At 33.0% G+C, this 12,266-nt stretch carries 12 protein-coding genes; 2 read left to right on the forward strand and 10 right to left on the reverse strand.

Going from position 1 to position 12,266, the window contains the following annotated elements; all coding sequences use genetic code 11:
- Positions 1–56: 56 nt before the first annotated feature.
- The gene (locus C661_RS0107295; RefSeq protein ID WP_017414667.1) at positions 57–2,537 is read left to right on the forward strand and encodes a transglycosylase domain-containing protein; all 2,481 of its coding nucleotides are present in this window, start codon (positions 57–59) and stop codon (positions 2,535–2,537) included.
- A 143-nt stretch (positions 2,538–2,680) separates the two neighbouring features.
- Here the strand turns inward: C661_RS0107295 and spoVAE are convergent, their stop codons facing one another.
- The 6 genes from spoVAE to spoIIAA all read right to left on the reverse strand — a co-directional run bounded on the left by spoVAE (position 2,681) and on the right by spoIIAA (position 6,280).
- A complete protein-coding gene (gene spoVAE, locus C661_RS0107300; protein ID WP_017414668.1) occupies positions 2,681–3,046 on the reverse strand; it encodes a stage V sporulation protein AE in 366 nt (121 codons plus the stop codon).
- On the reverse strand, positions 3,039–4,055 hold the full coding sequence (gene spoVAD, locus C661_RS0107305) for a stage V sporulation protein AD (RefSeq protein WP_017414669.1): 1,017 nt from the start codon (positions 4,053–4,055) through the stop codon (positions 3,039–3,041). Before spoVAD ends, spoVAE begins: the two co-directional genes overlap by 8 nt.
- A gap of 5 nt (positions 4,056–4,060) precedes the next feature.
- Entirely contained in the window at positions 4,061–4,513 is a 453-nt protein-coding gene (gene spoVAC / locus C661_RS0107310; protein ID WP_017414670.1) for a stage V sporulation protein AC, read from the reverse strand.
- A gap of 218 nt (positions 4,514–4,731) precedes the next feature.
- Entirely contained in the window at positions 4,732–5,487 is a 756-nt protein-coding gene (gene sigF / locus C661_RS0107315) for an RNA polymerase sporulation sigma factor SigF (RefSeq protein ID WP_017414671.1), read from the reverse strand.
- A gap of 9 nt (positions 5,488–5,496) precedes the next feature.
- A complete protein-coding gene (gene spoIIAB / locus C661_RS0107320; protein ID WP_017414672.1) occupies positions 5,497–5,931 on the reverse strand; it encodes an anti-sigma F factor in 435 nt (144 codons plus the stop codon).
- A 13-nt stretch (positions 5,932–5,944) separates the two neighbouring features.
- A complete protein-coding gene (spoIIAA, locus tag C661_RS0107325; protein WP_017414673.1) occupies positions 5,945–6,280 on the reverse strand; it encodes an anti-sigma F factor antagonist in 336 nt (111 codons plus the stop codon).
- 303 nt (positions 6,281–6,583) lie between these two features.
- On the opposite strand from spoIIAA, the gene speE reads away from it, so the two are divergent.
- On the forward strand, positions 6,584–7,411 hold the full coding sequence (speE, locus tag C661_RS0107330; RefSeq protein ID WP_017414674.1) for a polyamine aminopropyltransferase: 828 nt from the start codon (positions 6,584–6,586) through the stop codon (positions 7,409–7,411).
- A gap of 126 nt (positions 7,412–7,537) precedes the next feature.
- On the opposite strand, the gene C661_RS0107335 is transcribed toward speE, so the two are convergent.
- From C661_RS0107335 to ftcD, 4 genes are all read right to left on the reverse strand, one after another.
- Entirely contained in the window at positions 7,538–9,289 is a 1,752-nt protein-coding gene (locus tag C661_RS0107335; protein ID WP_017414675.1) for an Eco57I restriction-modification methylase domain-containing protein, read from the reverse strand.
- Between the two features lie 155 nt (positions 9,290–9,444).
- On the reverse strand, positions 9,445–10,080 hold the full coding sequence (locus tag C661_RS0107340; protein ID WP_017414676.1) for a cyclodeaminase/cyclohydrolase family protein: 636 nt from the start codon (positions 10,078–10,080) through the stop codon (positions 9,445–9,447).
- Between the two features lie 15 nt (positions 10,081–10,095).
- A complete protein-coding gene (gene hutI / locus C661_RS0107345; protein ID WP_017414677.1) occupies positions 10,096–11,340 on the reverse strand; it encodes an imidazolonepropionase in 1,245 nt (414 codons plus the stop codon).
- Between the two features lie 22 nt (positions 11,341–11,362).
- A complete protein-coding gene (gene ftcD, locus C661_RS0107350; protein ID WP_017414678.1) occupies positions 11,363–12,259 on the reverse strand; it encodes a glutamate formimidoyltransferase in 897 nt (298 codons plus the stop codon).
- Positions 12,260–12,266 lie beyond the last annotated feature (7 nt).

Below are 12,266 nucleotides of genomic sequence, written 5' to 3' on the forward strand. Positions count from 1 at the left end.
TTTAAAATTATGGTATAATAACTAAAAATGAAAGAAAATCTTAAGGAGGATACCTTATGGGGGAAAATAGACAAACCGAAGGAAAAAACAAAAAACCCATGAAAAAAAAGAAGAAAAAATTCTTTAAAATTCTATATATACTTCTTTTATTAGTTATTTTAACTTCCATAGCAGTTGGTGGAGGAATTTTTCTAGCAGTTATAAAAACTGCACCAAAGCTTGAAGTAAATAATTTTTTAAAGGTTAGAGAAACTTCGATACTTTATGATAATGCAGGACAAAAAATGGATGAATATATTTCTGAGCAACGAAGAATCGCTATAACCTTGGATAAGGCACCAGAAGATTTGAAAGATGCTTTTGTTAGTATTGAAGATGAAAGATTTAAATCTCATCATGGCATAGACTACAGAAGGCTAGCTGGTTCCACTTTAAATAATGTAAAAGTACTAGTTGGCATGGCTCGAGGAAGCTATGAGGGTGCTTCCACTATTACCCAACAGCTAGTTAAATACAAATTCTTTTTACAAGAATCTTTAGATAACAGATTATCCTTTAAAAGAAAAATTCAAGAAATGTATCTAGCTACAGAAATTGAAAAAAAATTAAGTAAGGATCAAATTTTAGAAGCATATATGAATACTATATTCTTAGGAGGAGACTCCCATGGAGTAGAAGCTGCTGCTAATATGTACTTCAATAAATCTGTTTCAGACTTAACCTTAAAGCAGGCAGCCTTTCTAGCAGGCGCTGCTCAAAACCCTTCATTATCCTTTACTATGGCTCGTACTGCCTCTGAGACTAAGCAGCCTTTTGACTCTCCTAGAACAAAAGCTGTTTTAGGAAAAATGTTGGAAACTGGTGCTATTACTCAAGGAGAATATGATACAGCTATGGCTGAGAATTTAACCTTCACTTTCTCTGAAGTGTCAATAGATAAGATGAACTATGAATGGTTTTCTCGCCCTGTGGTTGAACAAGTAAAAAAAGATTTAATGAAAGTTTATGGATACACTGAGGCTGAAGCCTATGAACATCTTAATTCTGGTGGATTACAAATATACACTACAATGGATAAGAACATTCAAGACTCTACTCAAAAGGTTATAAATGAATCTTTTCCTAATTACAAGGATTTACAAGCTTCTGCAGTAGTAGTTGATTATTTAAAAGGTGAAGTCAAGGCTATTGTAGGTGGTCGTGGAGAACAACCTGCTTTATCTTATAATAGAGCAGCTTCTGATAACTTCTTAAGATCACCTGGTTCAAGCATAAAGCCTTTAACAGTTTATGCACCAGCCATAGATTCAAAGAAGATAACTGCTGGTTCAGTGTTTGAAGATGCACCTATCCCTAAAAATGTAGGTTCTAAATATGCTGCACCTGGTGCAGAACCTTATAGTCCTACTAACCTTCCAAACAAATATGCTGGATATATTACTTTAAGGGATGCAGTAAGATATTCTAAAAATACTATTTCTGTTAAAATAGATGATGAAATTGGACTTCAAACTGCAGTAAAGTATGGCGAAAAGTTTGGAATTCACTTAGATAATACAGACAAAACAAGTATTTCTGCTCTTGCTTTAGGACAGCTAGATGGTGGGGATTTAAAGGGAACTAACCCACTTGCACTAGCACAGGCTTATGGTGCTTTTGGAAATCAAGGGATGATGTCTAAGGCAAGAATGTATACTAAGGTAACTGATAAGAGTGGAAAGGTTCTTTTAGAGCCAAAATTTGAGTCCACTCAAGTAATTTCACCTCAGACAGCTTATATAATGTATGACTTACTAAAAGAGCCAATTGCTGGAACTGGTCCTGGAGCTAAATTTGGGGATATGCCAGTTAGGGGTAAAACAGGAACTTCTTCTGACTTTAAGGATATATCCTTTGCAGGACTTACACCTTACTACTCTGCTGCTGTATGGATTGGTTACGATGATTACAAAAAACTTGATAGTGATGTTAGAGGTAGTAATAACTCTGCTACTCTATGGGGGAAAATTATGAAGCCTATTCATGAAGGCTTACAGTCAAAAGATATCCAAAAGCCCGAAGGAATTGTTAACGCTTATGTATCTAAAGATTCAGGGAAAATTCCTACTGAACTTACAAAACGTGATCCAAGAGGTAATAGAGCTTATTCTGAAATGTTTATAGAAGGAACTCAACCTACTACTCTTGATGATGTTCATGTTGAATTAGAAGTAACAAAAGGAGCAGATGGTAAATACTATCTAGCTACTGAATTTACACCAAAGGATAAAGTAGAAAAGAGAGTGTTTATTAAGAGGGAAAATAAATATAGTGTTAAACTTGAGGATGATGCTTACTTAGCTCCTACTGAAAAGGATCCAACAAAGCCTGAGGATAAGCCTCCAGTAACACCTGAAAACCCAGGTACAACTACACCTGGAACTACTCCTGGTGGTACTGGCACCGATCCTAATAAACCAGGCACATCAACTGATCCAACTAAGCCTCCTAATAAGCCTGGAGAGCCAACTATTCCTCCAGTAAAACCAAATCCTTAAAATTAAATTTAACTAATTTTAAAATACCCCCAATGCTTTTAATAGCATTGGGGGTATAGTTTATTTTGAATTTTAAAATTTATTTTATTTATAGGATTTTTTATACTTTAATTTAACCTTAAAATTTATTTTAAAACTGAAAATTATTTTGTCTTAGAGTTAAAACAAAGTGACATGATGTATCCAAATACAATAGCTACCGTAATTCCTCCTGCAGTACCCTTAACTCCACCAGTAAAAACACCTATAATTCCTCTTTCATCAACTTCTTTCATTACTCCCTTAGCAAGTGAGTATCCAAACCCTGGCAGTGGAACTGTAGCACCGGATCTCCCAACTTCAACTATTTTTTCATATATGCCAAATCCTTGAAGTATAACTCCAGCTGTTACAAAAATAACTAGTATTCTTGCTGGCGTAAGCTTTGTGGTGTCCATTAATACTTGTGCTATAACACAAATTATTCCTCCCACAAGAAAAACTCTTAAATACTCCCCTATGTTAATCACCTCCACATTCCACTACAACAGCATGAGCTATTCCTGGAATACTTTCCCCTTGAAGGGCAGATGTTGAACTTAGAAGGGCTCCTGTAGCAATTAATAGTACTCTTTTATACTTTTTACTTAATAAACCTTTATATATCATGCTAGACATTACAGTGGCAGAACAACCTGCTCCACTTCCACCACAGTTAGTTCCTTGATTTTCCCCATGAAAAATCTCATCTCCACAGTCAATATAATTGCTTTCTATGTTGTAGTCATATTCCTTTAGTAGCTCTATGGTAATAGTTTTTCCTACTTTCCCTAAGTCTCCACTTACTATCAAGTCATAATCCTTATCAGTTCTATTAGTATCCTGAAAGTGTTGTTTTAAGGTATCAACAGCAGCTGGTGCCATAGCTGCGCCCATTTCATTGGGATCCTTTATACCATAGTCCTTAACCTTTCCTGTAGTAACATGTGTAATGTAGGGATACGCTCCCTTTTTTCCAAGGAGTAATGCTCCTGCACCAGTTACTGTCCATTGGGATGAAGGGGCTCTTTGACTTCCCATTTCTAAGGGTAATCTAAACTGACGTTCAGCAGAAGAAAAATGGGATGAGGTTGATGCAATAGCATAAGCCGCAAATTCAGCTTCAATTGCCATGGCTGCCATAGTTATAGCTTCAGTAAAAGTGGAGCAGGCTCCATAAAGTCCAATAAAGGGAATTTCTAAGTCTCTTGCCATAAAGGTAGATGACATTATTTGGTTTAATAGGTCCCCTGCAAAAATATAATCAATGTCTGATTCCTTCATTCCTGCTTTTTTAATACAGGAAGTCACGGTGTTATAGTGAATTTTGCTCTCTGCTAGTTCAAAGCTTTTACACTCACACATATCATCACTGAGTATTTCGTGAAAATATTCTTTTAAGGGTCCTTCACCCTCCTTGGGCCCTACTATTGTATAAGCTTCAATGATTTTAGGTTTACTTTCTAACTCTACAGTTTGAAGTCCAACTTTTCTTGCCACAAACATCACCACCTAAAAAAGTAATATAATATTCCTAAAATAAAAGAAGATGTTATTCCATAGACAAGTACTGGTCCAGCCACAGTAAACATTTTTGCCGCTACACCAAATACAAAGCCCTCTTTCTTAAACTCTATAGCGGGTGAAACTATTGAGTTAGCGAATCCAGTAATAGGTACTACTGAACCTGCCCCTGCATAATCTCCAATCTTATCATATATACCAACACCTGTAAGTAATGCTCCTATAAAAATCATTATTATTGATTCAAAAGCTGATGCTTCTACTTTTGATATTCCTAAGTTAATGAGAACATCATATATTATCTCTCCAACTATACATATTAACCCACCAGTCCAAAAGGCTCTAAAACTATTTCTCACCAAATTAGGCTTAGGTTTAGACTGTTCGTAAAGTTGCTGAAACTTTTGTCTTATGTTTTTTTCCTTAACTTTCATAGTGAACAACTCCTTACAATCTTTGTTGTTAGATTAATTAGATGATTAGCTTATTTATTTTCCTTTTACCTAGGAAAGTTTCACTATTGTAATAATGATTTTTTCTAGTAAATTATTTTTTGCTCTGGCAATAAATATATTATCTGCAAATATCTTATTTTTACTCAAAAATAAGATACTATTGAGTATTACCCAATAGTATCTTATTCAGCGGTGTCTTATCCACTTAACTTTTCTTTCATTATCTTTAAGACCTTTTTTTCAATTCTTGATACTTGAACCTGACTAATCCCCATCATTTTAGCTACTTGAATTTGGGTCTTATCCTTAAAGTATCTTAAAAGTATAATTTGTCTTGATTTCATATCCAGTTTTGTCAAAGCTTCTTTCAGTGCTAACTTATCAATAACTTCATTATCTTCTTCATAATCCTCACTTAGTTTATCAATTAGTAATACTGGCGCTCCATCATCTTGATGTATAGTATCATATAGATATTGCATACTACTAGAAGATTCTAATGCAGTGATAATTTCTTCCTTATCAATGCCTGAAAACTGTGAAAGCTCTTCAATTGTGGGTTCTCTTCCCAACTTTTTTGTTAAGGAATCCTTATCGTAATGAAGTTTTCTTGCTGTATTTTTTACACTTCTACTAACTTTAATAATTCCATCATCTCTTAAAAATCTCTTTATCTCTCCTATTATCATGGGAACAGCATATGTAGAGAATTTCACATTAAATTTATCATCAAAGTTATTTACTGCCTTTACAAGTCCAATACATCCAATTTGAAATATATCATCATACTCATATCCTCTATTCAAAAACTTTTTACTTATAGAAGACACTAAAGGTAAATTCATTTCAATAAGATAATCTAGAGCAACCTTATCTCCATCTTTCGCAAGCTTTATTAACTGCATGTTGTCATCATAATTGTAATTATTATTTTTAAGCCCCTTATCACTCATACTCTTCACCTATCTTACTGAGTTAAAGATCTTCTTCATTGTAATAGTTGTTCCCCTACCTTTTTCTGATTTAACTTCTAAGGAATCCATAAATGTTTCCATAACAGTAAATCCCATACCAGATCTCTCTAAATCTGGCCTTGAGGTATATAATGGTTGCATAGCAAGCTCTAAATTATCAATTCCCTCGCCCTCATCAGTGACACTAACAGTTAGTTCATTTCCATTTATTGCAGCTTCTACAGTGACAGTTTTGTCTTCGTTTTCACTACCATATCCATGAATTATTGCATTGGTTACCGCTTCTGAAATAGCTGTTTTTATATCGCTAATTTCATCTAAAGTGGGATCTAATTGAGCAGCAAATGCAGACACTACTACCCTTGCAAAACTCTCATTTTCAGAAATACTTTTAAATTCTACTTTCATTCTATTTTGCTTCATTACAATCCCTCCATTAAATGTTGTTGACCGCTTGTTCAACATCATCAAAAACTGAAATTATTTTAAACATACCTGATAACTCAAATACTCTCTTTACTGAAGCTCTTGGATTAGTAATACAAACCTTTCCATTTCTCATAGCTACCTTTTTATATCGGCCAATAACAGCACCAATTCCCGAACTATCCATAAAGTTTACCCCTGAAAAGTCTAATATCAACTTTGTGTACCCTTCTTTGTCCAACATATCATCTACTCTATTTCTAACTTCTTCAGCACTATGGTGGTCTAGTTCCCCTTGCAAGTAAACCACAAGCTTATCCGTAACTGGCTCAAATCTTAGTAACATGCGTATCCCTCCAAAAATTTTATATATATGCAAAACCTTTCCATTTATGATTATTAATTATACACTAATTATTCTATAAATTACAGTTTTTTCCTTCTTTTTAACAATATTTTTATATTTATTTTTAAAATTTATTTTTTTTAAGTAAAATTCTCGTAAAAAAGCTTGGTTTTCCTGCACATTATACTGTATATTGGGCAAGATACTATATATTGCAGAAAATATTTTATATTGTTATAATGGTGTTGTTTATTTTTTACAACTATATATAATAGTAGAAATTACAACTTGGAGGAATTTAATATGGAAATGTGGTTAAAAGAAGAACAAATAGAAAGTGCAGCTATGACTTATAAGATAAAAGAAACTTTAGTTAGAAGGAAAACTGACTTTCAAGATTTAGCTATATTAGATACAGAAGCTTTAGGAAGAATGCTTGTCCTTGATGGGATAGTACAAACAACTATTAATGATGAATATGTTTATCATGAAATGATAGCTCATATACCTCTATTTACTCATCCAAATCCTAAGAAAGTTTTAGTTGTTGGTGGTGGAGATGGCGGCGCTATCAGAGAGGTACTAAAGCATCCTTCAGTAGAAAAAGCTGTATTATGTGAAATCGATGGTGCTGTTGTAGAGGAATGCAAAAAGTATTTGCCTGAAATCTCTTGTGCATTAGATGACCCAAGATGTGAGGTTTTTATAGGTGACGGAATTAAATATGTTCATGAACATAAAAATGAATTTGATATAATAATTGTAGATTCTACTGATCCTTTCGGAGCTGCAGAGGGATTATTCGGCGGAAGCTTCTATAAAGAAATCTCTGAATGCTTAACTGAGGAAGGTATATTTATAGCTCAAACAGAAACTCCTTTCTATCTTCCAGAAGTAGTTAAGAGTGTATTTAATGACGCAAAAGCTGTCTTCCCTGTAACTAAGTTATTTATGGCAGCTATCCCTACTTATCCAAGCGGATACTGGAGCTTTACAGTAGGTTCTAAAAAGCATGATCCTGAAAATGCTGACCTAACTAATGCTTTAGACATAGATTCAAAATACTATACTAAAAAACTACACAAAGCTTGTTTTACCCTTCCTAAGTATGTTGAAGATTTAATTAAATAGATACTTTATATGTTACAAATTTAATAACTATAATATAGCATCAGTTTAATAATTAAACTCAAGTTATAACACAAGGCTAGTGAACTTTTCACTAGCCTTTAAAATTTAAAACACTTCATTACAACCTTATAAAGAACCTTCTATTATTTTTATTTCCTCATGATTTATATTAAAATAATTGTATAGCTCTTCTTCTGTTAAGGTGTTAAACCCATTAAAATCAGGTATTCTAAGCTTCATAACATTGTTAGGATAATACTCATATAAATCTTCACCTAACTTTTTAGCAAAGGTTTTAAAATAAAATTCATATAAGTTACTATTTAATATAAATAATAAAAATTCATAGGAAAAATCTATTTTCTCTTTTAACCTTAAAGCATAAACATCTGCACTAAAATAACTCCCCTCATCTAAAGCAAATTTGCTGCTAGCAGCTTTAAAAGGAAATATTATTTTTTTATCTTCAAAAATATTTTGAGTTCTTCCCCATTGAAGAGCGTACCATTTTCTTACACCTTTTACGCACTCTCTTCTCATTGATAACTTTTCTTTATAGTCCCCAATATACTTTATTGAGTTTGGATACTGACTTTCTTCCTTTATCAAATCTGAATATATAAGATAACTATTTTGCCTGTTTACTTCATTTTTTCTTATATAGCTTCCCTTGATCCAGGGTTTAAGTATATCTTTTTCTAGATGCTTTTGCTCTGCTGTTTGACCTTTAACCACAAAAGCTCTATCACATCCAGTAATAATCCCTTGGTGGCTTGTACAAATATCCGATAATAAATATTCACACTTACTTTCTATCTTTCTAACTATTTCCTTAATTTCATTATTCCTAAGAATCCATTCATCGCCCTTTAGTGATTCTTGAGGTATAAAAAATCTTTTATAATCATTTCCTTCATTTAAAAATAAGGAATTAAAAAACCTATTATCTTTTTTTCCCTTATCAGAAAGTGGTTTTATTATTTCTATATCCTTATAAGTATTCTTACTCTTTTCCATAAATATGATTACAGGATCAATACCTATCCCTTTGAAGGGTCTAACTCCGTAAAAATCAATAAGTTTATAAATAGACATGGATTCATTTATAATTCTTCTTAAATTCTTTCCACTTGAAGACTCTAGAAAATATCTTGAAGTAATAAAAGACAGTTTCCCCTGTTCTCTAAGAGTATCAATAGACTTTTTAAAAAAGCAGTAGGAAATATCACTTTTATCTTTAAAAACTTCACTGTATATAGTTTTTAATTTTAATGAGTATTCCTTATCTATAGATTTGGGTCCAACATAAGGTGGATTTCCAATTATTATGTTGAATTTATCAAGTTCTTCGCAAGTTAAAAAGTCTCCATTAATAAGATTCTTTGTAACTTCTCCACTTATTGAAAACAGGTCTAGTTTGAGTATATCCAGAGCCACACCATCTATATCAAACCCATATAAGTTGTGTGTCACTATATGACTATTGATATTGTTTTCGTTTAGTTTCATTTTATTTTCTTTGTTTATCCTACTTATATTTCTTAGGTATATGTCTTTAATATAGGTAAAACAATGTATTAATAAATTTCCCGTACCACAAGCGGGATCTAATATTTTTATATATGGATTTTTAATTATATCCTCTTCTTCTATTGTGTTTTCTATAAGGTATCTTGCCATAGCAAATGGAGTATAAACCGTTCCTTTTTCTTTGTTATTTTTTATTATTTCATAGTAATATTCTGCAACAGTTTGTTCATTGGGAATATTAATTTTCTTTTTAAAACTTCCAATTGCAATCTCCTTAAACATAAAATCTATAGGAGAATTTAATACTTCAATGACTTCTTTGATATTATCAACAAATATTTGTCCCATGGCTATCACTTCCTTACATAACTGCTATTTAACGAAACTTTGCTTTCTTGTTCACATTAAAATCAGTATAACATAACTGAACAATTTTTGTAATAATGTAAAAATTAAAAGAAAAATGTCCCATACTCTAAGAAATTAAAGTATGGGACATAATGTTACATATTTTCTTTTACTATAGTTAAGATTTCTTCTTTTCTTTTTAATCCTTCATTAGAAAGTCTTTCTATTTCCTTTTCCATGGCAGTTTTATACTCTTCATCTTTAATGCTTGAAAGATTTATTTTTACATTTAGTATAGCTCCTTCAATAGCACTTTGAGTCATTAAGGCTGCAACCCCACCATCAGAAATTGCATTTTTATTTCCATATTTAACTGAAACTAAAATGCTGTCATAAAGGTTAAAGGTTTTTCTTGCCACCTCTAGAGGAATTGCAATTGCCCCTTTATAGCCTTCTTGTATCTTCTCACTTCTAATTGCCTTTTCTTCTTCTGTTTCCTTTGGAAGTTTAAAGGCAGCCATTACAGAGTTAAAAGCTTCTACATCCTTATTCATTAAGTCTAAAAATTCATCTTTTGACTTATCTGTAATTTCTAAGTGCTTATCTACTAATGCTTTTTCCTCATCATTTAAGCTTGCATAAGCTTTTTTTCCCACAGTCAAGTTGAATACCATAGCACTTAATGCACTAGCTAAGGATGAAGCTAAAGCTGCTACACTTCCTCCACCTGGAGCTGGTGAGTTTGATCCAAGCTCTTCTACGAATTCTCTTACAGTTTTATTGTCTAACATATTTACTCACTCCTTTTAATGTTCCACTACGATTTTACCATTTTTTATAACTTTATCTATAGAATTTATACCAAAATGATAAATTAAATAATTTAAATTTTTGCTGCTAAAAATTGCAATGTCAGCCTTTTTGCCCACTTCTATGGAACCAATACTGTCTTCTCTATTTATTGCACAAGCTGCATTAATAGTCATTGCATTAATGATTTCTTCTGGGAACATTCTCATTCCAAAGCAGGCGAAGGTCATTACATTTTGTAGTGACTCCGTAGGTGAAGTTCCTGGATTGCAATCTGTTGCTAGTGCTACAGCAACTCCATTATTAATCATTTCCCTTGCCCTTGCATATTTACCAAGCATTAAATAAAAGGCTGTAGATGGTAAAAGTACTGCAACTACATCATTATCAGCTAAAGCCTTTATTCCCTCATCAGAAGCGGCGATTAAATGCTCTGCAGTGGTTGCCTTTAATTCTCCTGCCAATTCTGCTCCCTTTACTGACTCTACCTCATCAGCATGAATTTTAAGCTTCAACCCATGTTTTCTTCCTACTTCTAAAATGTTCTTGCATTCCTCTGTTGTAAAAACTCCCTCTTCACAAAAACAGTCAACAAACTCAGCTAGTTTATGTTCACCTATATAAGGAATCATTTCTTCATTAATTTTTCTTATAAATTCTTTTCTGTTTTCCTTATATTCCTTTGGAATTGCATGAGCTCCCATAAAGGTTGAAACTATATCTATAGGATGACTTTCATTAAGTAATTGATTTACTTTCAGGATTTTTTCTTCGCTTTCTAAATCTAAGCCATAGCCTGATTTACTCTCTACAGTAGTAGTTCCATGATTAAGCATAATGTCTAATCTTTTTCTAGCTTCTCCTGCTAATTCTTCAACTGAAGCTTTTCTGGTGTTTTCTACTGTACTTAATATACCTCCACCCATTTTAAGTATTTCTATATAGCCTACCTTATTTAATTTTAGTGGTAGCTCTCTTTCCCTGCTTCCAGCATACACTACATGAGTATGAGGGTCCACAAGACCTGGTGTCACTGTCTTACCTCTTCCATCTATGATTGTATCTGCTTCAGCTATATAGTCTTTATATCCTTCTCCACTGCCTACAGCTATGATTTTATCTTCTCTTATTACCACATAACCATTTTCAATGATTTTGGCATCCTTCATTTCTTCTCTTTTTTTTCTATAGCTGCCCTCACAGGTAACTAAACAGTCAATGTTCTTAATAATTATGCCCATTAGTATCAGCTCCTAAATAAAATTATTCACTTATTCTTTTTTCTAATATTTGATCCATTGAGAAGTTTTCTATTTGAAGATAGTACTCTGCACTCTTAACTAAGGCTGCCATTGGTACAAGACCTATAACTTCACTGCCTATAACTGGTACTCCATAACGTTTTGCTTCCATTTTAACCATTTCAAAAGCTCTATAAACAGCTGTTTTTTCGTAGTTTACTAGGTTCATTGAAACTTGAGCTATATTTCTATCCTCTAATTTTACTCCCATAGCCTTAACAAATCTTAAGCCTCCACCTAAATGTCTTACAGTTTTTGCAATGGCATCAGCAATTTCCACTTTATCTGTACCTAAGTTAACATTAAAAGCTACAAGTGGTTCTCTAGCTGCAATAGCAATGCATCCACCCTTCACATTCACTTCACTTGGACCATAATCTGGTTTCCAATTTCCTTCTTTTATTTTTGTAAAGAAGCCTTCATATTGTCCTTTTCTTACTGAAGCTAAGTTCTCTCTGTGTGATGCTGTAGCAGCTTTTTCATAAAGGTAAACAGGTACATTGAATCTCTCACCAATTACTTTACCAACGTTATTAGCTATCTCAACGCACTCCTCCATAGTAACCCCTTCTATTGGAACAAAAGGTACTACATCTAAAGCTCCCATTCTTGGGTGACCGCCTTCATGAGTGCTCATGTCTATAACTTCATAAACCTTCTCTGCCATGTTAATTATTGCTGCTTGGAGTGCCTCCGGATTTCCAACTGCTGTAACTACAGTTCTGTTATGGTCTGCATCACTTGAGTAGTCTAAAAGCTTTACCCCTTCAGCCTTTCTTAAAACCTCTACTATACTTTCTACTTTATCCTTATCTCTTCCCTCACTAAAGTTAGGTATACATTCAATAATTCTCCCCATTTTAAAG

Source organism: Clostridium tunisiense TJ, from assembly GCF_000300195.1.
Taxonomy (GTDB): Bacteria; Bacillota; Clostridia; order Clostridiales; family Clostridiaceae; genus Clostridium_J; species Clostridium_J tunisiense.

Bases quoted from the DNA above. Each gene is read 5' to 3' on its own strand.
- C661_RS0107295 (WP_017414667.1), top strand. From the start codon at position 57: ATGGGGGAAAATAGACAAACCGAAGGAAAAAACAAAAAACCCATGAAA.
- spoIIAB (WP_017414672.1), bottom strand. From the start codon at position 5,931: ATGAAGCAAAATAGAATGAAAGTAGAATTTAAAAGTATTTCTGAAAAT.
- speE (WP_017414674.1), top strand. From the start codon at position 6,584: ATGGAAATGTGGTTAAAAGAAGAACAAATAGAAAGTGCAGCTATGACT.
- sigF (WP_017414671.1), bottom strand. From the start codon at position 5,487: ATGAGTGATAAGGGGCTTAAAAATAATAATTACAATTATGATGACAAC.
- ftcD (WP_017414678.1), bottom strand. From the start codon at position 12,259: ATGGGGAGAATTATTGAATGTATACCTAACTTTAGTGAGGGAAGAGAT.
- hutI (WP_017414677.1), bottom strand. From the start codon at position 11,340: ATGGGCATAATTATTAAGAACATTGACTGTTTAGTTACCTGTGAGGGC.
- C661_RS0107335 (WP_017414675.1), bottom strand. From the start codon at position 9,289: ATGGGACAAATATTTGTTGATAATATCAAAGAAGTCATTGAAGTATTA.
- spoIIAA (WP_017414673.1), bottom strand. From the start codon at position 6,280: ATGTTACTAAGATTTGAGCCAGTTACGGATAAGCTTGTGGTTTACTTG.
- C661_RS0107340 (WP_017414676.1), bottom strand. From the start codon at position 10,080: ATGTTAGACAATAAAACTGTAAGAGAATTCGTAGAAGAGCTTGGATCA.
- spoVAC (WP_017414670.1), bottom strand. From the start codon at position 4,513: ATGAAAGTTAAGGAAAAAAACATAAGACAAAAGTTTCAGCAACTTTAC.